The sequence below is a fragment of the Mesorhizobium sp. M8A.F.Ca.ET.021.01.1.1 genome, assembly GCF_003998025.1.
GTDB lineage: Bacteria > Pseudomonadota > Alphaproteobacteria > Rhizobiales > Rhizobiaceae > Mesorhizobium.
Genome location: NZ_RZSJ01000013.1, coordinates 1 through 26,358 on the forward strand (window position 1 = coordinate 1; position 26,358 = coordinate 26,358).

The window sequence follows — 26,358 nt, forward strand, 5'->3', positions numbered from 1 at the left end:
GACTTCCTGTTCCTCGCCATCGGACAGCGCGCCGGGATCGGACGCGACGCTGGCGAATGGCGTTGCCCAGCTCGGGATGACGCCGCAGCGTCTCCTCGAAGATTGCGACCGGCCGGATTCCCGGCGCAGCCCACAGCAGCGGCACGATCTCGGCGTCAAAATTGTCGGGCGAGCGGATCGGGCGGCGGCGTTGTCGCGGAACCTTCCTCTGCGAGGGCAGCCTCGAATCCTTCTCGATGCGATAGGCCGTGCCGTGCCGATCGACGCCTTCGCCGCCGCGACGGCCGTCGTATGGGTCTGCCGGAACTTCATGAAGCCTCATCTGGTGATCGGTTACGTGGCGGCCGGGCACTAAGTGATTCCTCCAATCCGACAAACCACTGGCGTACCCGGTCGGCCGCGATCGCCAGACAACGCTCCGAAAGGGAACGCCGCCGGCGGCATTCTCATCTTGATTGACGCTGCGCTCTCACTTGATTGCCGCGCCCCAGCGGGAACGTCGACGGATATCCGCAGACCCGAACCTAGTTTTTCGATACTAGCGCTCAAACAATTCGGTGGAGAAGCGGCCCGCCCGATCCTGCGGAACCCGCAGCTCAAGCTTGCCGACCCGCGTGACAAGGGTGCGGCCCTAGACTAATAGCCAGAGCGATAGCCGAGACGCTCCGGCGTGCGCTGGTTCTTCGCAGCACCCAGCGCCTCGTCCATCTCGGCCTCGAGCACCTCCTGCATCACAGCGCGGATCACCTCGTGCAATCCATCCGTATCCGGGTTCGAAAGCAGAATGTCTTTGACGGCCGGCGGATTTATCTTCAGTCTTGGTCATGGCGGCGTTCCTTCGCGGGAATCGGTGACGTGAACAATCATCAGCCTGCCATGACCGCCCTCTCTCAGCGAATTTGCAGAACTCTCAGCACACTACCAAGGCAGCCGGGTCAGCCAACTTCCGCGCTGGTTGCGCCGTGCGGCCCTGCCTACCGGAAAGGTCTAGCCCCGAGAATGGAAAGCACGACAACGGCGACCGCCAGAAGCGGTGACGGCCGAGGGCGACGCGCGCAAACTTACAGGAGGTCTGGACTGCGACGCCATGAAGGTCGACAGCATGGCGTCTCCCAACCCGCCGAGGGGCCGGCGTGATGTAAAAGCCGAGGCAGATCACAAACACCACAGGGAACCGCCGCGCACGCCCGGCAGGCTGAGCGGGAAGAAAACGCGAGAAGGCGGCAAAAAGGCGTCGCCCATGCTGCGGGCGGCCGCCATCAGAGATGACGCTGACCAGAGGCAGGATCATCATGGGCAGCATAATGTGGTCGGGTGTCCGGCGGCCGCGTGGGCGCTACTTGACAAGTACGCACACTCGGTATGTCGTTGTTGAGGCGAAATATCGATGCCCCTTAGATTCAGAGATTGAGCGGCCGCGCGAGGTACACTAAGCCATCGTTGACGTCGACCTGCATTCCGGTCCTTAATGAACAGACGATCGATGTGGTAGGCGCTCGAATTTCAATGGCCTTTGATGACCACGGATCCAACGGATGCAGGAGTCCTACAAGATCTCCTTCACTCAGCTCGTCCAACACCGAACAACGAGGTTCGAAGATGCCTCGTGCCGGCGATGTCAGTTGGTCCGACGTGAGCGACTCGAGTGTCAGGTTAGTCTTCATTTGACGGGGCGTCGGATACTCTGTCTTTCCTTCTACGAGCCCAAGCTCGATAATTGCGTTGCGTACCCCAGCTTCGGCGACCGCAAGAGCGTCGGCGCTCACGGTTCCACTGCCGAGCTCAGCACAAACGAATACCTTGCCTTGGCTTTGAACCAAGGTATCGAACATTCCTTGCGTTGGTCCATCCCAGGCCAGTGTCACTGGAAACTTGAAGGCCGCTGCCATGTTAAGCGTCTTTCGCATGAGATCGGCGTCGCCAATAGGGTGCGTTGTGGCTGCGGGGGGACAATCAAACTTGGGTCCGAAGCTGTGCAGATCAAAAACCATGTCAACCGTTGGTAACAGCAACTCCGACACTGCACTCGCAGTGCGTTCGGATATTGACCCGTTCGGCCGGCCGGGAAACACACGATTCAGGTCCAACCTATCTACTGGCGACCTGCGACTCCACGCTTCCAAAGCTGTCGGATTGAGCATCGGCGCAATGAGAACTCTCCCGCACGTTTGCGCTTCAATTAGCCAGTCAATGAGCCGAAGCGCGACAATTGGTCCTTCGAATTCATCGCCATGGATACCGGCGGTAATAAGGAGGCGCGGCCCCTCCCCTTTATTAAGGCTTAGAACTGGAAGCGGAAGAGCTTCCCTGTCCGTGCCCGTTGGGACTACAAGATAACCCTTGTTCACGCCAGGCTCGTCGAGGTCAAACGTAAGGTGCGGTTTTTGGCTCATTGACAAGGTTCCATTATCTATAAAACGTGGTGGATTAATCGTTGCCACAGTGTGCAGCTTGGCCGGCGGATTGACGAAGGCGACAATTATTTCTCCGCCAATGACCCCATCAGGCACTGCAGCCAGTGCTCCCAGTATTGAAATGTATGCAGATTATTCCTCGAAAATTTTTACTTTCAGTTAGGTCAAAAACAGGTTTCAAAATCCGTCTCGTACGATTTCCTTACAAGCCGACCACCATGACATCGTCTTATCTGGAATTGTGTTGAAATAGCTAGATCAGAGGAATCGAAGGTCGCGATCGCCGTTGCTCAGGACCTCCGCCCCTCCATCGGTCACCAGGATCGTCTCGCTGCAACCGATCGCGAAACGGCCCTCCTCGTCGGTCAGGAACAGCGGCATGTGCAGCGCCATGTTGGGCCGCAGCACATTCTGGCCGCCCGGCTCTAAGCTGGTGTAGCCCCGCGTCGACCAACCGAGACCGCATGAATAGCCAACGCGCTGGCGGAATGTCTGCGGACGGCCAGCCCGCTCTACGACCCCTCGTGCGGCAGCATCGACGTCTCCGGTCAATGCCCCGGGCATCGCAGCTGCGATCGCCGCCTCCAACGCTGCGTTCGAGAGTTCATACAGAGCCGTGGCCTCGGCATGTCTGCCGTAGATTGCGGAGCGCACTAGCCCGGCGGCGTAATCATGAACCCTTCCGCCGACCTCGATGTAGGCGACGTCGCCCTGTTTGAGGCGGTTGTTGCCGGACTTCGCGTGCCCTACGGCTGTGTGATTTCCGAATAAAATCCCGAACAAAGTCGCGTCTACCCCCGTGGACTCTACGGCCGCCTGGACGATAGCGGCGGCCTCGAGCTCGGACACGCCCTCCCTGAGGACGTCAACAAAGGCGGCAACGCCGGCCTCCGTCCCCTTCATCGCCTTTCGCATGACGGCGATCTCCTCTGCCGACTTGATGTCCGCCACAGTGAGAATCAGACGGGAGACGTCCACAACCTCGATGTTCGGAAGTAGCTCTTGTAGCTCCATGGCGTCGCGGGCCGTCATTCCAAAAAGGTCGAGCTCCATTCCGACGCGCCCCCGATCCAGCCCAAGCGATCGCATCACTTCAGCGCAGACCTTGCCCGCTTCGGTAAGCTGGTGATACGTGTGGATCTTGAGAGGAATGCTCTCGGCCCGGACATTCCATTCGTCGAACAAGCGGACGATATTCGTTCGCGGCACGTGTGGCGCGATGATCAGGTAATAGGGCCTCGCGTACGAGCCGGAGGCAGCATGTCCAGTCAGGTACTGGTGGTTGCGCGAGAAAGTCGATATGACTGCGTCGACTCCAAACTCCTGGAATCGGTCAAGAACAGCTTGCCAGCGACGGTTATACTCCGCCTCGCTAAAAGGAAGCCCGGGCGCCAAGCTCGACTGAGTGTTCGCCATTACCTCTCCTCCGCTCCCGTCGTTGTGCTTAGATGGTCAACTGCCGGGTGGTTTGCGTCAAATGCAATTTTTATATTTTTGCCATCTAGCGGCGAGATGCCCCTATGGGGTGAAGTCCTAACCTGCTTGATGCACGGAGATGAGCTTTCGGCGGCCTGAAGCGGCGATCTGGTTGCCTTTACCGTGCGTCTTCCCAAGCGTAATAGGCGCCGGCGGTGATCCGTCGTGATGGAAGGCGAGTGGTTTGGGTCAGCGGGTTTGTTTCGGGACGTCTGCGCCCCATTGTTTATGTCGCGAGTTGCGGGATGCGACTGAGGACGGTGCGCAGGATACGCTGGTCCGGGCAGGATGTCGGCAATGCAGGCGAATTTGGGTTTTCATCTCGACCACGCGGCCGTCGAGCTTGAGGAGCGTGAGCCGCAGTGTGGCTAGCTGGGCACCGCATCGCGCAGGGTGAGCATCAGATCCTATGAGGAGGGTGGACAGCGACCTGCGCTGTGGCAAAGTGAGGTCGCGGAACCAACACCTTACCCTGGAGGCAAGCATGCCCGTTGCAGCTCACCAATCCGAAGGGCCGACGGCTATCCGTATCGATCTTGGCGCAATCTTCGTCCCATTTCGAACTCTTATGTCAAATGCAAGCGGCATGGCCACGACTGTTCATCCCGCCAACAATGGGTGGTCCTGCTTAGATGCTATAGGGCGAGCGGCGAGGTGTGGCATCCTTCGGCGCTGTTGAATCCACCATCAGAAGGAGCCGCCCCATGTCGTAGTCTTTTGACTCAAGCCGGTCCCTTACCGCTCTCGAACAGGATAACACGATCGTCGCCGTCATCGAGATGAGCAAGGCGAAGTGGGTGATTGCCGCGCTTGTTCCGGGTTTCAAGCGCCAGCCGCTCGACATGGTGATCACCTCGCTGTCGCCAGTTGGCGGCGAGAAGATGTCGAAGCATTCGGTGGCGGCCGGCAACATCGCCGGACTGCTGGCGCGCTTTGTCGAGCTTAAAAAGAAGGCAGAGGCGCGACCGGGCAGTGTTCTCCGATCGTGATCCATGAGGCCGGGCTCGATGGTTTCTGGATCCATCGAAAGTCACGTCGTCGATGCGGCGTCGATTGCGATTTCGCGCCGGCGCCGTCGCGCAAAGACCGACAAGATCGACGGTGAGGCGCTGATCCGGGCGTTGCTGGCCTACAAGCTAGTCGAGCCACGGGTGTGTGCGATGCTTCGGGTAGCGACGCCCCAAAAGGAGGACCGTTGCCGCATCACGCGTGAGCGCAAGGCGTTGACGGACGAGCGCGTGCGCCACGTCAACCGCATCAATGGCCGGCTGTTCGCCCACGGCGTATCCGCCCAAGAACCAATGCATCGCGACCGGCGCAAGCGACTGGAGGCGCTTAAGACCGGCGACGGCTGAGCGATGCCTGCATATCTGAAGATGCAGATCAGCCGGGAACTTGATCCGCTCGAATTGCTGCTGGAACAGATCAAGGCGGTTGAGGCTGCTCGCGATGCTGTGCTCGCTGCCGCGCATGTCGTCTCCCCGGCACCGGCGATGCTGATCAATCTAAAATGCATCGGGCCGGAGTTCGCCGCCTTCCTGTGGTCCGAAGGCTGTTAGCGATACTTCGAGAACCGACGACAGGTCAAGCGCTCGACTGGCCGGTCGAGCGGGGCCTGAGGCGACAGCGCGGTCAGAGGCGTCTGTTCCTCGGGTTTCCAGACGAGGAATTGCCGCATACTGGTGGAGTGAGAAGTCATGGCGTTTTCTTCCTAGGGTCGAGAATAGGGCGCCAACGTCACCGAAGTTGCAGGTGGGCGATTTGCGATCCGATCTCGTGACACCGTCGCGGGTCGAGAAAAAGCAATGCGGGTCACCTCGTTGCATTCGTACACTCATCCCAGACGTTCCGAAGCATGGGAGCCTGGCGAAGCGGGGAAGACCACGGTCTTGTTCCCGTTGAGGAAGACGCGGCGGTGGAGATGAGCATGGATCGCGCGTGCGAGAACCTGGCTTTCGACGTCGCGCCCGAGCGATATATAGTCGGATGGGCTCTGGGCGTGGGTGACGCGCACCGTGTCCTGCTCGATGATCGGCCCTTCGTCGAGATCGGCGGTGACATAATGCGAGGTCGCGCCGATCAGTTTTACCCCACGCTCAAAAGCCTGCTTGTAGGGGTTCGCTCCTTTGAATGACGGCAGGAAGGAGTGATGGATGTTGATGATGCGGCCGGACATCTTCTCGGACATCTCATTCGACAGCACCTGCATGTACCGGGCGAGCACCACCAGCTCCGCGCCGGTCTCCTCGACGATGCGCATCTGCTGCGCTTCGGCTTCCCTCTTATTCTGCTTCGTAACTTTGACGTAGTGGAACGGAATGTCATGGTTCACGACCAGCTTTTGGTAGTCCAGATGGTTCGAGATCACCGCCACTATGTCGACTGGCAGCGCTCCGATGCGCCAGCGATACAGAAGGTCATTGAGACAATGGCCGAAGCGCGAGACCATGATGATCACCCTCATCTTCTGGCTCTCGTCATGGAAGGCGAAGTCCATTCCGAACGTCTCGGCGGTGTCAGCAAAGCCGTTGCGCAGCGCGTCGAGGCCAGCGCCATCTTCAGAGATAAAGCTCACGCGCATGAAGAAGTTGCCGGTCTGCGTATCGTCGAACTGCGAGCTGTCGGTGATGTTGCAGCCGCTATCGGCGAGGTATCCTGCGATGGCCGCGACGATCCCGCGCTTGGACTTGCAGGTGACGGTCAGGTAGTATTTGTCCATGGCGAGCTTGCTCGTGTGTGCGGAAGAGATCCATTCGGGCGTGTCAGGTAGAGTGCCGGATTGCAAGGGGCTCATAAGGTGAGCCCCTCAGGCTCGGACAGCCTATGAGCACGGCAGCAGGCGGTAACCGTGTTGGCGAGAAGACAGGCGATGGTCATGGGACCGACACCCCCCGGCACCGGCGTTATCGCTCCCGCTACCTCCGCCGCGCTTCCAAAATCCACGTCGCCCACCAGTTGTTGCTTGCCATCCCGCGCGATCCGATTGATGCTCACATCGATCACTGTAGCGCCCGGCTTGATCCAGTCGCCGGGGATCATCTCGGGGCGGCCGACGGCAGCGACAAGAATGTCGGCTCGACGGCAGAATGATGCCAGATCGCGTGTACGCGAATGAGCAATGGTTACGGTGCAGCTGTCATTGAGCAGGAGTTGCGCCATCGGTTTTCCGACGATGTTCGAGCGCCCCACGACCACGGCTTCAAGCCCAGAGAGATCGCCGAGATGGCTTCGCAGCAACATCAGGCAACCCAATGGGGTACATGGCACCATCGCATTTTGTCCCGTGCCCAGAAGCCCGACATTCGAAATGTGAAACCCGTCGACATCTTTTGCTGGATCGATCGCATTGATCACCAGATCGGCGTTCAGATGACTGGGTAGAGGGAGCTGGACAAGGACACCATGAATATCCGGATCGGAATTCAGCTGCTCGATTAGAGCAAGCAGATCGGCCTGAGATGTTTCAGTGGGCAGCTTGTGTTCAAGGCTGCTCATGCCAGCTTCGATAGTCTGCCGTCCTTTGTTGCGCACATAGACTTCCGACGCCGGATCGCCGCCTACCAGAACCACTGCCAGGCCCGGCGTAATGCCGTGTTCCTCCTTGAGCCAGGCCACATGCCCAGCAACGCTCGACCGTAGCTGCGCGGCGGACTCTTTGCCGTCGATGATCTGAGCGGTCATGTTACCTTTCCTCTAGCCGCTTCGCCGCCGTTTCCAGTGCGTGCCAGAGCGATCCGGCCGACGAGCGCGCGCCCAGCACGGCGATATGAGCCTCGCTGCGGCGGATGACGAAACAGCTCATATGCTCAAGCCCGGTGCGCGTCGCGCGGCCCGGGCCAAAATCCGCGAGATCGACGTTAACGAGCTTCGACAGCAGTGCATCGATAGGCCCTGTGCCGGCTCGCGAAACGATCTCGAACGCGACCCAGCCATCGGTCTGCTCGGTCACCGAGCAGCCAGGGGCGAGTTGCTTGAGCTCGGCGGCAAAATCCAGCTCGGCGCGGCCTTCCGCCTCGATCATCCACTGATCCAGCCCGGTCCACAGCGCGGCAACCCCCTGCCCTGCAATCCAGCGGCCTGGTCCGGGAAGAGCGAGGCCGAACGGCGTGGGCTCAACGGTTCCGCGGCGCAGCGCCATGGAGGCAAGCGCCAGACCCCCGTTCTCACGGATCTCCAACGCCCCGAACGATGCGAGGCGTGGTAGTGCGGCACCGAGCGCGGTGATGGGTCTCAGGTCACTCACGAAGACGTGCTCCTTCAGGATCGACAAAATGCGCCGGCACGACGCGCAGGCGCGCGCTTTCGCCTTCGAGCGGGTTCGCGGCCACGATCACCTCGCCCAGCCGTTCATCGCCATTCTCGAGGAAACCGAGCCCGATCATTGAGCCGACATGTGGACTGTAGCAAGCCGAGGTGATCCAACCCTGATCGGTATCGAATTTCCACGGTGCACCTTCCGCAAAAAGATGTGAGCCGCTGACCACCTTCCCGGCAGGATCGACGGGCCGCAGCCCGACCAGGCGTCGCCTGTCGCCGGCAAGGCCCTCACGCCGCGACATCACGGCGCCGACGGAATCCTTCTTCTGCGATACCATACTGCCAAGCCCGACCATGAGGGCCGTCGCCTGTCCGTTCAACTCAGGGCCGGCGGCGTGTCCCTTCTCGATCCGCAGGACCCCCAATGCCTCGGTGCCGTAGGGCGTCGCTCCGAGATCGGCTCCCAGTTCCATCAGCCGCTCGATCAATGCGTGGCCGTAGCGTGCGGGAACCGCAATTTCGTAGGCAAGTTCGCCCGAGAAGGAGATGCGGAAGAGCCGCGCGCGCAGGCCATCGCAGACGGTGAGCTCCGCGCAGGCCATAAAGGGGAAAGCCTCGTTCGACAGGTCGAACCCGTCAACGATGCGGGCGAGCAGAGCGCGCGACTTCGGCCCGGCGACGGCAATCTGCGCCCAGGCATTGGTCGTGGAGATGAGCTGGACGTCGAGTTCCGGCCACAGGCATTGCCGCGCGAATTCCATGTTGCGATAGACCAGACCGGCGTTTGCGGTCGTCGTGGTGACCACACAATGATCCTCGGCCAGCCGCGCGCAGGTGCCGTCGTCATAGGCAAATCCGTCTTCGCGCAGCATAAGCCCGTAGCGGACCCGGCCGACTTTCAGCGTGGCCATCATGTTGCAGTAGAGACGGTTGAGAAACTCGCCCGCGTCCGCGCCCTGGACATCGATCTTGCCGAGCGTCGTCACATCGCACAGGCCCACTGCGCCGCGCACGGCCCTGGCCTCGCGGTCCACGCTCTGGCGCCAGTGCGTTTCGCCCGCACGCGGGAAATATTGCGCGCGCATCCACTGGCCGACCTCGACGAACACCGCACCCTGCGCCTCGGCCCAGTGATGGGTGGGTGTGAGGCGGCGCGGTCGGAAATGCCGCCCTGTATCGCCGCCGCCCAGGACCGAGAGCGTCACTGGAGTGTAAGGTGGGCGGAAAATCGTTGTTCCAGTTTCCGGGATCGACCTCCCGGTCAGCTCCGCCATCACGGCAAGACCGGTCACATTTGAGGTTTTGCCCTGGTCCGTCGCCATGCCGAGGGTCGTGTAGCGTTTCAAATGCTCTACCGGCCGCATGTTCTCGGCATGGGCAAGCTTGATATCCTTCACCGTCACGTCATTCTGGAAATCGACCCAGGCGCGCTTCTTGCCAGGTACGTGGAAGACGGGCGCAACCGTGTAGTCTGCCTCCTCAGCGCGCGGCAAATCGGGCAACGATGCCGCGATTCCAAGTTCGCCCATCGCACGCTGTGCGGCTCGCGCGCCGGAACGCAAGGCGTCGCCGGTGGAAAAATGGCCCGCCGCCGCACCTGCCGGAATTAATCCAAGAGGCCCATTCTCCCCGGGCAGGAATGCCTGCAGCGGTTCATTCCAAACAGGCCGACCGCGATGATGCGAAAAGAGATGCACATTCGGGTTCCAGCCGCCAGAGACCCCGAGCGCGCCGCACTCGATCCATTCGGACCTGCCGTTTGCCTGAACCTCGATCGATTTCAGGCAAAGCCGGCCGCGTGAGCCAGCCACCATGCCCCCCGTGATCAGCCGGTAGTCACCGCGAGCCTTCGCGTCGGGGCGCACGTCGATGACGGCGGCGATCTTGACATCCTTGGCGGCCAGATCGCGCGCGGTGCGATGACCGTCATCGTTATTGGTGAAGACAGCGATGGTCTCGGACGGACATGCCGCCCAGCGATTGGCGTAAGCCCGCATCGCGCCGGCCAGCATGATTCCCGGACGGTCATTGTCGGCAAAAGCGATCGGGCGCTCTGTCGCGCCCGCCGCCAGGACCGCGCGTTTCGCCGTGATACGCCAGAGTGTCTGGCGCACACGCCCGTTCGCCTCTGGGAGATGATCGGACACGCCTTCCACCGCGCCATAGATGCCGTGGTCATAGACCCCGAAAACCGTGGTGCGACGCATCACGCGAATGTTCGGCAGGCTCTCGAATTCAGCCTCCAACGCTGAGATCCAGTCGCTGGCTTGCGCTCCGTCCAACGTTCTCGTCTCGGACAGAAGCCGCCCGCCCAGGCGGAAATCCTCGTCGGCCAAAATCACACGTGCGCCGGAGCGCGCCGCCGTCAGCGCCGCGGCAAGCCCGGCCACCCCCCCGCCGATGACCAAGAGATCGCAATGCAGGAAGCCCTTGTCATAGACATCGGGATCGGCCTGCATTGAAAGGCGCCCGAGGCCCGCCGCCCTGCGGATCGCCGGTTCGTAGAGCTTTTCCCAGAAGGCTTTCGGCCACATGAAGGTCTTGTAGTAGAAGCCGGCTGTGAAGAAAGGCGACAGCAGGTCGTTCACCGCCAACGCGTCGAAGCCGAGTGAGGGCCAGCGGTTCTGGCTTCGAGCCTCCAGTCCGTCGAACAGTTCCACCGTCGTCGCGCGCGTGTTGGGCTCCCGCCGCGCGCCCGAGCGCAGTTCTACCAAGGCGTTCGGTTCCTCCGAGCCGACGGACAGCAGCCCGCGCGGGCGGTGGTACTTGAAGCTGCGTCCCATCAGACGAACGCCATTGGCCAGCAGCGCCGAGGCGAGCGTGTCGCCGGGATTGCCCTGGTAGCGCTTGCCGTCGAAACTGAAGTTCAAGGTCTGCGAGCGGTCGATCAGCCCTCCGGACAGTCGTGTCATTTGCTGCACCTCGTCCGCGAAAGGGCGGCATCGCGGGCCAGTTCCGCACCGAGGACTTCATGCGTGACCGTGTCGCGCGTCACCACCAGCCATGACCGGTCGCCCTGCTCGTGGAACCAAAATTCGCGATGCACGCCGGCCGGGTTGTCGCGCAGGAAGACGTAATCGCAAAAGGCGGCCTCGGCATCGGGCGCGGAGGGATCTGGACGGTCGATGAGCCGCGCGTCGCCCAGATAGGTGAATTCCTGCGCATCCCGCAGGCCCAGAAGTGGATGTGGGATCAGCATTGGACCGCCTTAGTGGAGATTGGGCTGGGCACCGGCGCCGCGCTCGTCGACCACATGGCCGCGTGCGAAACGGTCGATGCGGTACGCACGCGCTGTCTCGTGGGGTGCGCCGGTGGCAAGAAGATGGGCGAAGGCATAGCCGCTGGCTGGCGTCGCCTTGAAGCCGCCATAGCACCAGCCGCCGTTCAGATAGAGGCCATCAATATGCGTGCGGTCGATGATCGGCGAACCGTCCATCGACATGTCCACCACGCCCCCCCACATGCGCAGGAGCCGCGCCCGCCCGATCATGGGCATCAGCGCCATGCCGCCTTCTGCGACGTCCTCCACCACCGGCAGGTTGCCGCGTTGGGCATAGGAATTGTAGCCGTCGATATCGCCGCCGAAGACAAGCCCGCCCTTGTCGGACTGGCTGATGTAGAAATGGCCTGCCCCGAACGTGATCACACCGGGAATGGTGGGTTTGAGCCCCTCCGTGACGAAAGCCTGCAAGACATGGCTTTCGATCGGAAGCCGCATTCCAGCCATTGCCATGACCCGGCTCGATGAGCCCGCCACCGCCACCCCGACCTTGTCGGCGGCGATATAGCCACGCGATGTCTCCACGCCACGCACCTTGCCGCGATCGAGCCGGAAACCGGTCACCTCGCAATTCTGGATCAGGTCCACGCCATGGCTGTCGCCGCCGCGGGCATAGCCCCAGGCCACGCCGTCGTGCCGCGCGGTGCCGGCACGCGCCTGCATCAGGCCGCCTTTGATCGGGAAGCGCGCGTTGTCGTAATTCAGGAACGGAACCATGGCGCGCAGTTCCTCCCGACCCAGCAGCCGTGCGCCCGCCCCCGCCAGCATCATGGCATTGCCGCGGCGGCGAAAGGCATCGCGCTGCGCATCCGTATGAAAAAGGTTGATGATGCCGCGCTGGGAAACCATTGCGTTGAAGTTGAGCTCCTGCTCCAGTCCTTCCCAGAGCTTCATCGAGAACTCATAGAAGGGCTCATTGCCGGCAAGCAGGTAGTTCGAGCGGATGATCGTCGTGTTCCGCCCGACATTCCCGGATCCGAGCCAACCTTTCTCCAGCACGGCGATACGCGATCGTCCGAAGGTCTTGGCCAGATAATACGCTGTGGCCAAGCCGTGGCCGCCTCCGCCGACAATCAAATAGTCGTAGGAAGGCTTTGGATCGGGATTGCGCCAGAGCGGCCGCCACCCGGTGTGACCCTTGAGCGCTTCAGCAAAGACGCGGAAGCCGGAAAACTTCATATCAAGGACTCCTTGGACTGCCGAGACTATGTCACGGCAAGGGCAGCGAGGTGTTTTCAAAATTGACTCATGTGTGCTTTTGCCGGACATGTGCGAACGATGTGGATGATAGGATTTTCAACGGGATGATTGACGGGAATCACGGCAGCCCGCGGCGATACGGTTTCCTGCTGATCGAAGGCTATGCCCTGATGTCCGCAGCCTCCGCGGTCGAGCCGCTGCGCGCCGCCAACCTGCTTAGCGGGCGGGTTCTTTACGATCTGAACTTCATGTCGGCCAAGGGCGGGTGGATGCGCAGTTCCGTCTCGGGTGCGTTCGAGACCGAACCTGTTTCACAAGCAGGCACTGATTTCGATATTCTCTTCGTCGTCGCCGGCGGCAACCCCCTCACCTATCGAGACGACAGGATCCTCGCTTGGCTGCGCCGTCTCGCCCGGTCGGGAGTGCCTTTGGGCGGAATCTCAGGCGGAGCGGCAATCCTGGCGGCAGCGGGTGTGATGTCGTCACGCCGGTTTACAATTCACTGGCAGCACATTGATGCAATGCGGGAGACGTATCCCGACGCACTCATCGAACGGCGGCTGTTCGTCATCGATCGTGACCGCTTCACCTGCGCGGGCGGCATGGCCCCCCTAGACATGACCCATGCGCTGATCGCTTCAGATCACGGTGTGGAATTGGCCCGTGCGGTCAGCGATTGGTTCATCCATACCGGCGTCCGGCAGGCCGAGGCCCCTCAGCAATTGGACCCAATACGCAGGTACGATCTGCGCCATCCCGCTCTGGTCGCCATGGTGGAATTGATGACAAGCCACATTGCGGACCCGCTGAAGCTGGGCGATCTGGTACACTTGAGTGGTATTGGGATGCGGCAATTAGAGCGGTTGGCAACGGAACAGTTAGGACAGAGCGTGATGCAGTTCTATCGGTCTTTACGGTTGGAGAAGGCCGACGAGATTCTCCAACAGTCAAACCTGCCGCTCGTCGAAGTCGCGCTGGCCACCGGCTTTTCCAACCGCAGTCATTTCTCACGGGCCTTTCAGGCCCACTTTGGCGTGGGTCCCGCAACCCACCGCAAACAGCGCGGCCAAAGCGAAAATTATCACGGCAGGACGCTTTTGGGGGGCGGTCAAGTGTAGACTAGGAAAGGTCTCCACAACATCGAGCTTCTCGTGGGCGAGACGAAAACTTTTTACGCAATTCCTCGAGCCGAGATGTTCTCGCAAGAGGATGGTCTGAGCGCCTACGCGGCAATCTGGCAGCCGAATAAAGCGAAGCTGTCCTCGTCTTCATCCAGACGGCATCGACAATCTTCGACATATCGTCGACGAGAGCAGGGCTACATGACACTCCCCCAACCCGCCCCAGGAAAATCTTCCGAGACCATAGCGGCCTTGGCCGTTTGGATACCAATAGCATAGCGTTACCCGAGATGTGCCTGCCCGTCCGTCTCGACGAATCACTGCAACGCTTCGGAAGATCGGGCCAGTTCACGCGCGGCGTCATCTTCGGCATATCGCCTGCCACGTCGAGAGAGAGCAGCCAGAAGAGGCCCAAGGCCTGCTGCTTCGAGGTTGCCTATTGCCGAGAGGATCTCGTCCTGCCACCGCGGGTGAACGTTCTCTCTGCTGAGGCCCTTGAATTTCTCCCAAATCTGATCGGCCGATAAAGGGCGCAGGACATCCCCAAGTGGGTGTCGTACAATCATTTCTTCCGGCCCTTTCCCTTGATCCATGACAACGCGGGCTGGCGTTTCGGCTGGAAACGCCGAAGCGAAATCGGAGGACGCTTCAAGCTCAATACGCCCGGCCAACTCAATGATGCGTACGTCAGTGAGACGTTCAGGTTGAACAGGCCGTAGGGCTTCCCGCCCGTACAAAGCGGCCAGTGCGCAACTAAAATAGAAGCTGTATTGAGCCCCCTCCAAGGTGCTGGGGGCGCGCTCGTTTGCTAGGCGCAGCGCTTGTGGGAAAGTTTCTATGCGCAGCTTGCGGATCTCTTGCCCATCGCGACGCATGGCTAGTATCGCATCGATAGCTGCGTGGATATAGCGACAGCATGCATACGGCTTAAGATAGCATTTTTGAATTTCCCATGAAGACCCAAGATTTTGGGTCAGGAGATGGCGGGTGAAACGATCGTCGTCATCGAGAAGATTGAGAGGTCCAGTTGCGGCTGCCCGCGCGCGATAGGCGGCGGTGATACCTGCAACCACGGCGGGCGGAATCCCTTCCTTGATCGTGCTACCCTCGAATTTCGAGGTTGTGGTCAGGAAGACGATTGGTCCTTCGGATCCGGCAATACCTAACGCATGAGCGGTTTCCGTGGCACTCAAACCCAAGAGACGGCTAGCTGCAGCCGCAGCCCCGTAGCCGACCCAGCGTCCAGTTGCATACGTATCGATTGCCGCAACCGGCCGAGAGCTCGCGATTCGGAGGGCGATTTCATATCCGAGCGCAATTGCAACCATGGTCTCGGAGACCGACGCGTCAACAGCCTGAGCCACTGCCAAGGCGGCGGGAATAACGCCGGCACCCGCGTGACCTGCTGCGCCACGATGACCGTCGTCGATATCCAGCGCGCTTGCCGCAGCGCTGTTCGCCATCGCGGCGCCGACCACACTAGAACGATCCTCGGTCAACCAAATGCTGATCAGGCCCTCGCCATAGGCTTCCAGTGCTGATTTTCTGGCAGCATCAGCTAACGGCGATCGCAGGCCCGCAGCCGTGGCACCGATAAGATCTAAAATGAGCAACGAAATTGTACGCCGTGTCGCCGCAGGCAGTGCACTTGCTGGATAGCTGCTAACGAATTCGGCGAGTTCAGATATGGCTCGCACTGAGGTATACTCCAATATATCCGCTTCTTTGGCGATAAAATGCCTGCCAAAATGGAGGCTGACGTTGTGCAGGGGGACGGCTATTAGCGCCGCAGCCGGTTAACGCCTCAAGGAATTTTTTGCGTCTGAGGCAGCACGCGCGTGCTGGTGGCGCACGTCATGCAGGTTCTCTTGCAATCGAACTGCAGGCTCTTGCGAAGTTATCGATCAAATTGCGACAGGCGGGCTCACTGTCGTACATCCACTCAGGGTGCCACTGTACGCCGACCATGAATGGCCGGCCGGGTGCCTCGATCGCCTCGACGACACCATCGTCAGCTCGCGCCGAAACGACGAATTCAGGAGCCAACTGTTTAATGGCCTGGTGGTGATAGCTGTTTACTCGGAAAGACGATGATTGCGCTCCACAGAGCCGCCACAGCTGCGTGTCGCGTTCCAACTGAACCTCGTGAACCGTCTTATCCAACGGGGTGCCATCGCGATGATCGATTACGTTTTGTAGTTCATCTAAGGTATGAGGATAGATCGTACCCCCGCCTACAACATTCAAAATCTGCATCCCTCGGCAGATGCCGAGAACGGGCATGGGCCGATCGAACGCTGAACGGGCGAGCGCGAATTCGAAGTCGTCGCGCTCGGGGATCATCCGTTGAACAGCGGGGTGCGGAGGCGCGCCGTAAAGTTCGGTTGGAAAATCGCCACCTCCAGTAAGAACGAGCCCAGAAACGAGGTCTAATAACGCGCTCACGTCATCTTCTTTGACATACGGCAAGATGATTGGAAGCGCACCGGCTTTTTCGATTGCGCTTACATAGTGGACGAGACAGAAGTAACCATCCTTTTCCACGTCGAAATTGCTGACGATCCCTATGACTGGTCGCATGTGCTTTGCCATCTTGAATGGAGTGCTTATATACGCGAGAAGAGCTTGCGCTCCATGGTGGTCAGGCGTTCCGGGCCTTTTTCCGTCACCAGCACCGTCTCGCTGAAGCCCATCCCCGCTGCCATCATCAGCATATGAAACACCATTCCCGGCTCTAAGACCCATTCGACGCCAGGCACGAATTCGCGGATAAATTCGCCGGCCGACGGGCGATGATTAAGACCAAGCGAATAGCCGGCACGATTCGTATAGGTTTCGCGCAGTCCAGATGCCAGAAGCGGCTCGCGGCAAGCTCGGTCGACCACGCTGGCCGGTGTGCCCGGCCGCATCAATGCGATCGCCTCGTCTTGGATGCGGATGATCGTGTCGGCGATACGCTGTTGCGCAGCGCTCGCCGGACCGACAACAGCGGTGCGCATCAAGCGTGCCCAGTAATTCTTGTGGACCCCGTTTTGCTCAAAGTAGACAGGATCGCCACGTTCCAGGCGCCGGTCCGAAAGTCCTCCATGTATGAGACTTGTTCGATCGCCGGAGGTGATGATACCGCCGAGCGACGCTGCCCCCGCCTTCACCAATGCGCTAGACACAGCCTCGGCGAGTTCTCGCTCCGCGACTCCAGGCGCGATAGCCTCGATGCCGGCCCGCAGACCCACTTCAACTAGCCGCGCAGCGCCGCGCAGATGTTCTAGTTCCCGCGGCGATTTGATCAGGCGCAGGTGGTCGACAATACGGGGCTCTCCAACCAGAGTTGCCTTCGGCAGCAGCGCCTGCAGCATCTTCCAGCGCTCCACCGTCAAGAACCATGAGTGCTCATCCAGACCGATGCGCCCGCCTGCCAACCCAAGACCTTCAAGGGCTCTTCGCGCCGTGTCGAGCCAAACGGGGAGCGGATCAGCGGCATCTGCATAGACCACATGGTTTTTGACCCATGAGGTGCTGTGCGCCGTGGGGACTTCCATGTCGCGCACGATCAGCACCGGGTCGCCGCGGCTGGGTACTGCTAAAGCGTGATAGGAGAAATAGCCAATTTGATCGAGGCCACTTAGATAATTGATGTTTTCTGGTTGGTGCAGCAGTAAGACGGGAAGATCATACTTAGCCATCTCTTCTTGCGTACGCCGTAGGCGCTCCCGATACTCCTCCGCCGGGAAATCCATGCCGTTATTCGCAGGCTCACTCACCGTCTTAAGCTCCTTCATCGTTGACTAGCTCATTGTATTTGTTTCGCCGTTCACCCGTCTGGCGGACCACCTCTACGCCGGCATACATAACGACTGTCAACGCGATCAGCAGACTTGAAACGGCAGCGATTGTAGGCGTGATCTCTTCCCGAATTCCCGACCACATCTTTATCGGTAAGGTGGTAGTGTCCGGCCCGCTCACGAAGAGTGACAGCACCAACTCATCGAAGGAATGCAGGAAGGCAAAGAATCCGGCGACGATTAACGCAGGACGCATGAGCGGGAGTACGATTTTCCAAATCGTGACGATCCGCGAGGCCCCCAAACTCGCGGCGGCGTGCTCTAGGCGGACGTTCAGGGCCTGTAGGCTTGCGGCGACAATCAGCACGACTAAGGGAACGGCGCCGATCGTATGTGCGATCACCAGAGCGAGATTCGTGTTGACGAGCTGCAACCGTGCAAAGAGGAAGTAGAGGGCAACCGCACTGACGATTACCGGCACGATCATCGGTGCAAGCAAGAGCTGGTATCCGACACGGCGCATCCGCGGACTGCCGCGCACGAGCGCCATCGCAGCCGCTGACCCGATGGCAAGGCTTGCAAATGCGGTAGCTGTTGCAATGCCCAAACTTTGCAGCGTGGCGGAGACCCACGCGCGGCTTGTAAAATATGCCTCATACCATTGCAGCGACAGGCCGGGGGGCGGGAAATCGAGGAAGCGCGAGGAACTGAATGAGATCGGAACAATGATCAGGATGGGACTGACCAGAAACACAGCAACGAGCAGACTGAAGCCGCGTAGCAGCTTGCCACCAAGAGCCGCACGCTCACAACCTATGGCGAATCCGGCCGGAACCCGAAGGCTGTGAGCGACCGCCCGCACCAGGGCCGTAGCGAGGTCAACAAGTTGGACGTAAGCGGTGGTTGAACGACGAACGGGTGTGCCAGCCGATTGGGCAGCCCCGTGCTGAGATCCGAGCAAGCTATCGATACCGACGAAATGATTGGAAATTGTATAGACCACCAGCGTGATCGAGAGCAGCACGGTAGCGGCAGCGGCTGCGAGTGGCCAATTCAGCGTCACGTTTGCATAAATGTCGATTTGCATCGGCAATAGGATTGTGTTCGGGCCGCCGAGCAGCGCGGGAGTGATGTAGAACCCCAGAGCGAACACAAAGACCAGCAGCCCGGCCGCGATCACGCCCGGTAAGCTCAAAGGAAAGAACACGCGCCAAAAATTCTGGGGCGCAGAGGCTCCGAGGGAGGCGGCAGCGCGAGTCAGACTGGATGGAATCCCTCTCATTACGCTGATGAGCACCAAAACCGTAAACGGCATGAGGATATAGACCATCGCTATGAGCACACTGAACTTATTGTAGATCAGGTCGATAGGTCGTTCGGTGATGCCGAAGTCCATTAGAAGTTGGTTAATAACGCCAAAGCGCCCAAGGATCACCATCCATGCATAGGTACGCACGAGGTAGCTCGTAAAGAACGGCAACACTACTGCAAGCAATAGCGCTCTGGCGACCCAGGTGCGGGCCGCAACGATCCAGAAGGCGAGTGGATACCCCATTAGAAGGCAAAGCAGCGTAACTGTTATTGCCAGCTCGAAGGTGTGACTGAGGATGATCCAGTTCGTTCGATCACCCAAGAACTCTTGGAAGTGTGCGAGCGTCGGTCCAGGATCGAACAGACTGAGAGAGAGGAGACCAGCGAGCGGGACGAAAAAGAAGATCCCGAGCAGAAGTGCCATTGGAGCAAGCAAGAGCGTGGCTTCGCGATTGTGTAGGGGCCACGCGATGGCCGCTCTGACGGTCTGGTATAAAGTGGCCATTAGCTGGCCACCCATTGGGTCCAGCGCTCCACGAGCACTTCGGTATTAGTTTTGCCCGAGGAGGATTGGGCTTCCCAGTAGGCCGGATCGTAGAAGAATTGCTTGTCAATGTTCTCGGGCGCGGTCGGCAGTTTGGCGGCCACACTGGGCTCAATGTAATTAAAGGCAGCCCGATTGAGCGGACCATAAAAGATGAGATTGTTGAGACGAGCTTGCGCCTGCGCGGAAGCCTGGTAGGCGACAAACCGCATGGCCGCAGCCCGGTTTTTCGTGCCCTTCGGAACGACCCAATGCAGCGGGCTAAGCATCCCTTCGTTCCACAGGTAATCAACGCCAGCGCCCTGCTCCTTAAGGATTTGCATTCGGCCATTCCATGCCGAGGACATCGCAACCTGACGATCCGATAGGAGCTGACCTGGTTCGGCGCCCACGCTCCAGAATTTCGTTATGTGCGGTTTGATGCGATCGAGAGACGCGAATGCCTGGTCGAAGTCGATTGGGTACAGCTTGTCCTTCGGAACTCCGGCTGCCAGCAACGCAAATTCGACCGTCCGTTCTCTGAGGGAGCGAGGCCCCGGAAACGCGCTGACGTCCCAGAACTCAGTCCATGAGCGGGGGCGCGGCTTGTCGGCCGGGTAATCGGCCGTGGAGAATGCCATCACGGTGCTGAACACGTACGAGCCCACGGCATATTTTGTCTTTGCCTCAGGAACAAGGTTATCCAACGTTTCCTTATCGAATGCCCCATAATCGATTTCTTCGACATACTTGTCTGCATCTGATCTAAACGCAGGGCCGGATATCTCCACCACATCCCATTGCACATTGCTGCTATCGACTTGCGCCTTAAGCTTCGCCGCGTCAGCCGGAGACACATAAGTCACCTTGATGCCTGTCTCACTCTGGAAGGGATCAACTACGGCTTTGCGGAACGCCTCCTCATACGATCCGCCACCGGAAACGACCACCAGGGTCGACTCTTGCGCTCGCAAAATGCTTGGGGCGCCAAGCACCAGCGCCGCTCCGCTGAGTCCTATTAGGGCCTGACGTCGCGTCGGCCGACTGGAGTTAATGTAGCGCCTCATGAGCTCTCTCCCTTATGAAGACCATATCGGAATGCGATCTGCGGCCGAGGTCACGTGCAACGAAGCCGCCTCAGCTTCGAGATGGTCGGGTACACCTTGTCTCGGGCCGTTCGCCTTCACAGAAAGAAGGCGTCCATCCCGCGCGTCCCAGCCAATTCGCACTTTCTCACCGACTTTGAACCGTGGAGAGGAGGCGCGATAAGCTACGGCTACAGTGAGAACTACGGAAAGGGCCGCACGTAGGCGTACTTGGCACTTGACGATGTTTCCGCGGTAAATAGACTCTTGGATCACACCCTCGAATTCGTTGTCAGCGCACGCGCCTGCTGCGAGAGGGACGATCTTCTCGGGTCGGACCATGAGGCTCACGGGTCCCATCACCTGGTCCTCGGCTCCCTGCCATGTCGCTCGAACCTGCAGGCCAGCGACATCGAGGAGGGGACCGTGATCTGTCTTTCCAACAAGACGAGCGTCGAGGAAGTTCGATTCGCCAATGAAGCTCGCAACAAAGCGGGTTTCCGGCGTCTCATATATCTCTTCCGGCGTACCAATCTGTTCGACCTTGCCCTCATTCATCACCACGATTCGGTCGGACATGGTGAGCGCTTCACTCTGGTCGTGGGTGACGAACACCATTGTTGTTCCAAGAGATTTTTGTAGGCGCTTCAGTTCGAGCTGCATGTGCTCTCGAAGTTGCTTATCAAGCGCACCAAGCGGTTCATCCATTAGAATTACACCTGGGCGGAACACAAGCGCACGCGCCAGTGCAACCCGCTGCTGTTGACCGCCGGACAGCTCGTGAGGCATGCGGCCCCCATATTCACCGAGCTGAACAAGATCGAGTGCCGCGGCGACACCGGCTCGAATGTCGTAGCCGGATATTCCGCGCATCTTCAACGCAAACGCCACGTTCTCGAAAACGGAGAGATGAGGAAATAGCGCGTAGTTCTGGAATACAACTCCGATGTTGCGCCTGTGGACTGGTAGCCTCGTTATTGGTCGAGCACCGACAAAAATTTGGCCGGCGCTTGGCGTTTCAAAACCCGCAACCATCATCAACGTTGTCGTTTTCCCGGATCCGCTTGGGCCAAGAAACGAGACAAACTCGCCAGCCTCGATCTGGACCGAAATATCACTAACGGCTCGGACGGTGCCGTATTGCTTACAAAGTCGCTCTAGCCGCAGCGGTTCACCTCGGGACATCTAAACCTCGTCCGTGTTGCAAATAATGCAATGGTGTTGCAATTACGTTTAGAAGCTGACAGGGGTGTGAACACTTGTCAAGTGGAGCGGAGGAGTCATCCATGAAGTCTGTCAAATATCCCCCGAGCGGCCGTGACCGAGCCCGTGGGTTAACAAAGTGCAACGCGCCTTAAATCTGCTGATGGTCGTTGGCGCGAGTGAAAGGCCGTCGGAGTGAATGAGATCGCGCGGCGGCTAGGACAGCATGCAAGCGATGTCAGGCAACTGTCAGGGTCTCTCCTGCTTGTTGGGTCCGCCTCCTTGCATACCGTCGGCACCGAATCTGTGCCGCAGGTGGGGAGTCACGACGTAACCTTCTACTCCTGGCGCAAGAAGGGATGGACACCGTGCAGGTCCGCGCGCGGCCGCCTTACGGCAGGAAGCCTGCAGTCATCTCGGTGCTAGATGGCGACAATATGGAAACTGCATTTGACGCAAGCTGCTACATGATTGATCCTTGATTGAATGAAGTTGCTAGCCTGCAGCAAGCTGCGTACCTGCGGCGTTTCGAACTCTGGTCCGGCAAGTACACTTAACTGCATGAAACCGTCTGCACTTGCGCGAGGATGCATGCTTCGACCTCCGCGCAAGCGAGCCTGTGCGAACCATTAGACGGAGGCGAACGCTGCCGAATGAACGGGGCGGAGGGCGCAGACGAGGACCCAGGTTCGCGAACGGCTTTTGCGCCGCTCAGGAATCCGACCTTTCGTTCGATCTGGCTCGCCACGCAGGTTTCCAGCCTGGGCTGGTTGATGCAGACTGTTGCCATCAGCTGGCTGATGGCGACGATCTCGACTTCCGATCTTATGGTCGCGCTGGTACCGGCGTCATCGACGCTGCCCGCCTTCATTCTTTCTGTCTTCGTCGGGGCCATCGCCGACAATTTCAACCGCCGCAAGGTCATGTTCGCCGGCCGGTGCATTATGGTCATAGCATCTGCGATGCTGGCCACCTCTGTAGCGCTGGGCTTTGTAGACCCTTGGATGATCCTCGGCTTCAGCTTCTTGATCGCATGTGGCGGTGCCATCAACGATCCCGCATGGCAAGCCTCGGTTGGCGATATGGTAGACCGACGCGATGTTCCCGCTGCCGTCACCCTCCTCTCCGTCGGCTTCAACACTGTCCGGACCGTGGGCCCGGCGCTCGGCGGCATCCTGGTTGCCTCGTTCGGGCTTGTGACGGCTCTCGCCGTGACCACACTCACATATCTGGTACCTCTGGGGACCATATGGCGCTGCAAATGGAAGGTTCGTTCTTCGCCTCTGCCGCGTGAGCCGATGAGCACGGCGATCTATGACGGGCTGCGCTTCACGGCGATGTCTTCGGAAATCAAGACGGCGATCGCTCGCGGAACCCTCTTTGGCTTGGCGGGCATCGGCATACTCGCGCTGCTGCCCCTGGTCGTCCGGGATCAGCTGGGAGGAGGACCGCTGGCCTATGGCGCCCTCATGGCCGGCTTCGGGACAGGCGCTGTCTTCGCCGGCGTCTCCAACGGCGTATTCAGAAGGCGTTTGTCTCAAGAACGGCTGATGACGCTCGCCTGCATCGCCTGCGCGGCGTGCTCCCTCTCCCTTGCATTGACCTCCTCGATTGCAGTGGCGGCAATCGCGCTCGCTTTGGGCGGCGCGGGTTGGGTCACGGCCTGGTCCGGGGTTGGCGTGAGCGTGCAGCTGGCAAGCCCGCGCTGGGTCGTGGGGCGCACCATCTCGATCTATTATGCGTTGATAGACGGCGGCATCGCGGCTGGCAGTTGGGTGTGGGGCACGGTGGCCCAGAACCATTCCCTGGCCTGGGCGCTGGAGGGTTCTGCTGGTGCTCTGTTGCTCGTCGCTGCGGCCGGCGTCCTGTTTCCTCTTCGCGAGCGCCACGACTCCGAGCCCGATCCTCTAGAGCAATTCGACACCCCGGCAGTCGCCCTCAATCTCAAGCCAAGAAGCGGTCCCATCGTCGTCAAAGTCGAATATCTGATACCCGCCGAAAACGTCGATGCTTTCCTGGACCTCATGCGCGAGCGGCGGCATGTACACAGCCGCGTCGGTGCTCGACACTGGACTCTCCAGCGCAACCTTCAGAAGCCTATGCAGTGGACAGAGACATTCCGCACGCCGACCTGGACCGACTACCTTCGCCTCAACCATCGCCTCACGACAGAGGATAGGCACCTAGACGAAAGGGTCCTCCTCCTGCACGAGGGAGAGCTTCCACCTCAATTGACGCTTTTGATCGAGCGACCGACGGGCCCCGCTCGCAAAGCCGAGCACTCGACGTCTTATGTTCCCCATCATTGACCCCTTTAGAACAGTGCGGGTCCGCGACCCCTCGCCGTGTTAGCGCTGGCAGGAGGAGCATAACTGGACTACGCTGGCCCACAGCAACGACTTCTTCCCTCACCAGCCCAGTGGCAACGAGCCAAGAGTTTTCGAGGATGGAACGGCGAGAGCCGAGAAGCAGCGATCCACTTCAGTTCGGCTGCGCGGGAGCGAATACAGCCGCGCCCAGCACCACATCGCAACAACGGGGATCGACCAGTCGGGCAACCGGGGTCGTGTAGGCGGTAAGGCAGACGATCGGCGTCCCACCCTTTCGCGCACGAATATCCGGCGGCGTTACCGCCCTTGTATCAGCAACCACACTCAAAGAGGGCTCCTTCCCTTGCGTCAACAATCGTGCGGTGTCGCGTGTGGCATATTTTTGTGCAGGTGCGAAGAACTAATTTGCCACGCACGTGAGTTGACGCGCTGACGGTTATTGGTGAGAACAAAATTCAATCGGTTCAGCTACTTCTTGGCTTACCCAAGCACATCAGAGATCATGAGCGATCGCGCAAAAGGGACTACAAAAGGCGGGCGCAGAGCCAAGGCCGACACGGCTAAGGTCGACCTGACCGCGGTCGTCGTCGCGGTGAACGAGAATGAACCGTGTGTCCTCACCATCGGACAGACTGACACTTTGCCCTCCGGCCCGCTTGCGCTCGAGCACCGATCGCTGCAGTCCGGTTTGAGAACGTGGGTCGAGGAACAGACCGGCCACCCACTGGGATATATCGAGCAGCTCTACACCTTTGCCGATCGGGACCGAGCCGGCACCGAGCTTGAGCGGCGAGTCATCTCCATCAGCTATCTCGCACTCACCCGTAAGGAACATGCGACCGCTCCGTCCAGGTCCGGCTGGCGAAGCTGGTACGACTATTTTCCATGGGAGGATCACCGTGCCGGAACTCCACCGATGGTGTCGGACGTCCTGCGGCCTCGCCTGAGCGAGTGGGCGGAGAGCGCGGACGACAACGCGACGCGCCTCGAGCGCGGAAGGCGCGGCAATCGCCTTCGGCTTCGACGAACGCCCGTGGAACGAGGATCTCGCACTCAAGCGCTACGAGCTGCTTTATGAAGCAGCCCTTGTGGAAGAGGCGGTGCGCGGTTCGGTCCTCCCCCTGCCGGTTCGCGGCAAGCCCATGGTTTCCGATCATCGTCGCATCCTCGCAACGGGCATTGCGCGGCTGCGCTCCAAGATCAAGTACCGGCCGGTCGTCTTCGAACTGATGCCGCCGGCTTTTACGCTTCATCAGCTGCAGCGCACCGTGGAGGCGCTTGCCGGCAGGCTCGTCCACAAGCCGAACTTTCGTCGCCTCATCGAGCAGCACGAACTGGTCGAAGAAACTGGCGAAACTAGCGCGGAGACAGGGGGCCGGCCGGCGAAGCTTTATCGCTTCCGCCACGCCGTGCTCGAAGAGGGGGAGCTCGCCGGGGCAAAATTGCCGCTCGCGCGGGGTTGACCGCTTATACTCACTACGAATATATGCGCCTTATATTCAGGTAGGTATAACCGGAGAGCTCGATGAGCGCGATGCTACCTTCGGGCGCGTCCCTGTACGACCGCGTTCGGCGCGTAATCCCCCCGATCGAATGGCCGGCGTTCAGCGACGACATAGACGCCATCCTCGCGCTGAAGCGCGAGCGCAATGCGGTCGTCCTGGCGCACAATTATCAGACACCGGAGATCTTCCACTGTGTCGCCGACATCGTCGGCGACAGCCTGGCGCTCGCCCGCAAGGCAATGACGGTTGAAGCGGATGTCATTGTGCTGGCCGGCGTGCATTTCATGGCCGAGACGGCAAAGCTGCTCAATCCGCAAAAGACGGTGCTGATTCCCGATCTTGCGGCCGGCTGCTCGCTGGCGGACTCGATTGCCGCCGAGGACATCCGGCTGCTGCGGCAACGCTATCCCGGCGTGCCGGTCGTTACCTACGTCAACACGTCGGCCGCAGTGAAGGCCGAGTCCGATATCTGCTGTACCTCGGGCAATGCGAAGGCCGTTGTGGAGTCGCTGGGCGTTCCCCGGGTGATCATGCTGCCGGACGAGTATCTGGCCCAGAACATCGCCGCCCAGACCGACGTGCAGATCATCGCCTGGAAAGGGCATTGCGAAGTGCATGAGCGCTTCACGCCTGCCGACATCCGCGAGTTGCGTGAAACTCATCCGGGCGTAACGGTGCTCGCGCATCCCGAATGCCCGCCTGACGTGGTGGCCGTAGCCGATTTTTCCGGGTCGACCGCTGCCATGTCCGACTATGTCGAAAGGCAAAAGCCGCCGCGCGTCGTGCTGCTGACGGAATGCTCGATGAGCGACAATGTCGCGCTCCAGCATCCGGAACTCGAGTTCATCCGGCCCTGCAATTTGTGCCCCCA

General features: G+C 60.0%; 17 protein-coding genes and 5 pseudogenes. 5 read left to right on the forward strand and 17 right to left on the reverse strand.

Annotated elements, in window-relative coordinates:
* The 4 genes and pseudogenes from EOA36_RS37980 to EOA36_RS03060 all read right to left on the reverse strand — a co-directional run.
* Positions 1–322: pseudogene (locus EOA36_RS37980) on the reverse strand (IS21 family transposase); the annotation flags it as partial.
* Positions 323–541: 219 nt separating this feature from the next.
* Positions 542–826 (reverse strand): annotated as a pseudogene (locus EOA36_RS03045) (transposase); the annotation flags it as partial.
* Positions 827–1,400: 574 nt separating this feature from the next.
* Positions 1,401–2,510: a succinylglutamate desuccinylase/aspartoacylase family protein gene (locus tag EOA36_RS03055; RefSeq protein ID WP_245460084.1), complete on the reverse strand. Its 1,110-nt coding sequence runs from the start codon at positions 2,508–2,510 to the stop codon at positions 1,401–1,403.
* Between the two features lie 162 nt (positions 2,511–2,672).
* Positions 2,673–3,830 (reverse strand): Xaa-Pro peptidase family protein, encoded by a 1,158-nt coding sequence (locus EOA36_RS03060; RefSeq protein ID WP_127275582.1) that lies wholly within the window; start codon positions 3,828–3,830, stop codon positions 2,673–2,675.
* A gap of 839 nt (positions 3,831–4,669) precedes the next feature.
* Between EOA36_RS03060 and EOA36_RS03070 the strand changes: the two are divergent.
* Positions 4,670–5,446 (forward strand): annotated as a pseudogene (locus tag EOA36_RS03070) (IS110 family transposase); the annotation flags it as partial.
* 278 nt (positions 5,447–5,724) lie between these two features.
* On the opposite strand, the gene purU reads toward EOA36_RS03070, so the two are convergent.
* The 6 genes from purU to EOA36_RS03100 form a co-directional block, all read right to left on the reverse strand.
* The gene (gene purU, locus EOA36_RS03075) at positions 5,725–6,609 is read right to left on the reverse strand and encodes a formyltetrahydrofolate deformylase (RefSeq protein ID WP_126101852.1); all 885 of its coding nucleotides are present in this window, start codon (positions 6,607–6,609) and stop codon (positions 5,725–5,727) included.
* 71 nt (positions 6,610–6,680) lie between these two features.
* Positions 6,681–7,571 carry a bifunctional methylenetetrahydrofolate dehydrogenase/methenyltetrahydrofolate cyclohydrolase FolD gene (folD, locus tag EOA36_RS03080; RefSeq protein ID WP_126101853.1) on the reverse strand — a complete coding sequence of 297 codons (891 nt, stop codon included), beginning with the start codon at positions 7,569–7,571 and terminating at the stop codon, positions 6,681–6,683.
* A 1-nt stretch (position 7,572) separates the two neighbouring features.
* On the reverse strand, positions 7,573–8,160 hold the full coding sequence (locus tag EOA36_RS03085) for a sarcosine oxidase subunit gamma (protein ID WP_245460085.1): 588 nt from the start codon (positions 8,158–8,160) through the stop codon (positions 7,573–7,575).
* Positions 8,126–11,059 carry a sarcosine oxidase subunit alpha family protein gene (locus EOA36_RS03090; RefSeq protein WP_127275583.1) on the reverse strand — a complete coding sequence of 978 codons (2,934 nt, stop codon included), beginning with the start codon at positions 11,057–11,059 and terminating at the stop codon, positions 8,126–8,128. The genes EOA36_RS03085 and EOA36_RS03090 overlap by 35 nt, the downstream gene beginning before the upstream one ends.
* Positions 11,056–11,346 carry a sarcosine oxidase subunit delta gene (locus EOA36_RS03095; RefSeq protein WP_126101855.1) on the reverse strand — a complete coding sequence of 97 codons (291 nt, stop codon included), beginning with the start codon at positions 11,344–11,346 and terminating at the stop codon, positions 11,056–11,058. The genes EOA36_RS03090 and EOA36_RS03095 overlap by 4 nt, the downstream gene beginning before the upstream one ends.
* 9 nt (positions 11,347–11,355) lie before the next feature.
* Positions 11,356–12,606 carry a sarcosine oxidase subunit beta family protein gene (locus tag EOA36_RS03100; protein ID WP_126101856.1) on the reverse strand — a complete coding sequence of 417 codons (1,251 nt, stop codon included), beginning with the start codon at positions 12,604–12,606 and terminating at the stop codon, positions 11,356–11,358.
* A 125-nt stretch (positions 12,607–12,731) separates the two neighbouring features.
* Here EOA36_RS03100 and EOA36_RS03105 point away from each other — a divergent pair, with 125 nt between their 5' ends.
* Positions 12,732–13,745 (forward strand): GlxA family transcriptional regulator, encoded by a 1,014-nt coding sequence (locus EOA36_RS03105; protein WP_210212399.1) that lies wholly within the window; start codon positions 12,732–12,734, stop codon positions 13,743–13,745.
* Positions 13,746–14,065: 320 nt separating this feature from the next.
* On the opposite strand, the gene EOA36_RS03110 is transcribed toward EOA36_RS03105, so the two are convergent.
* The 6 genes from EOA36_RS03110 to EOA36_RS03135 form a co-directional block, all read right to left on the reverse strand.
* Positions 14,066–15,445: an MmgE/PrpD family protein gene (locus EOA36_RS03110; RefSeq protein ID WP_127275584.1), complete on the reverse strand. Its 1,380-nt coding sequence runs from the start codon at positions 15,443–15,445 to the stop codon at positions 14,066–14,068.
* A 157-nt stretch (positions 15,446–15,602) separates the two neighbouring features.
* Entirely contained in the window at positions 15,603–16,328 is a 726-nt protein-coding gene (locus tag EOA36_RS03115; RefSeq protein ID WP_167498780.1) for a gamma-glutamyl-gamma-aminobutyrate hydrolase family protein, read from the reverse strand.
* Positions 16,329–16,354: 26 nt separating this feature from the next.
* The gene (locus EOA36_RS03120) at positions 16,355–17,527 is read right to left on the reverse strand and encodes a Xaa-Pro peptidase family protein (protein ID WP_126097340.1); all 1,173 of its coding nucleotides are present in this window, start codon (positions 17,525–17,527) and stop codon (positions 16,355–16,357) included.
* Positions 17,514–19,265, reverse strand: a complete 1,752-nt coding sequence (locus EOA36_RS03125; protein WP_167498767.1) for an ABC transporter permease subunit — start codon at positions 19,263–19,265, stop codon at positions 17,514–17,516. The genes EOA36_RS03120 and EOA36_RS03125 overlap by 14 nt, the downstream gene beginning before the upstream one ends.
* A gap of 80 nt (positions 19,266–19,345) precedes the next feature.
* Positions 19,346–20,431, reverse strand: a complete 1,086-nt coding sequence (locus EOA36_RS03130) for an ABC transporter substrate-binding protein (RefSeq protein ID WP_127230879.1) — start codon at positions 20,429–20,431, stop codon at positions 19,346–19,348.
* A 12-nt stretch (positions 20,432–20,443) separates the two neighbouring features.
* A complete protein-coding gene (locus EOA36_RS03135) occupies positions 20,444–21,634 on the reverse strand; it encodes an ABC transporter ATP-binding protein (RefSeq protein WP_126101862.1) in 1,191 nt (396 codons plus the stop codon).
* Between the two features lie 671 nt (positions 21,635–22,305).
* Between EOA36_RS03135 and EOA36_RS03140 the strand changes: the two genes are divergently transcribed.
* On the forward strand, positions 22,306–23,961 hold the full coding sequence (locus tag EOA36_RS03140) for an MFS transporter (RefSeq protein ID WP_126101863.1): 1,656 nt from the start codon (positions 22,306–22,308) through the stop codon (positions 23,959–23,961).
* 196 nt (positions 23,962–24,157) lie between these two features.
* On the opposite strand, the pseudogene EOA36_RS37985 reads toward EOA36_RS03140, so the two are convergent.
* A pseudogene (locus tag EOA36_RS37985) lies at positions 24,158–24,310 on the reverse strand (3-methyl-2-oxobutanoate hydroxymethyltransferase); the annotation flags it as partial.
* A gap of 174 nt (positions 24,311–24,484) precedes the next feature.
* On the opposite strand from EOA36_RS37985, the pseudogene EOA36_RS03150 reads away from it, so the two are divergent.
* Both EOA36_RS03150 and nadA read left to right on the forward strand, forming a co-directional pair.
* A pseudogene (locus tag EOA36_RS03150) lies at positions 24,485–25,445 on the forward strand (hypothetical protein).
* A gap of 62 nt (positions 25,446–25,507) precedes the next feature.
* Positions 25,508–26,358 (forward strand): quinolinate synthase NadA (gene nadA / locus EOA36_RS03155; protein ID WP_127275585.1); only part of this gene is annotated, 851 nt, incomplete at its 3' end.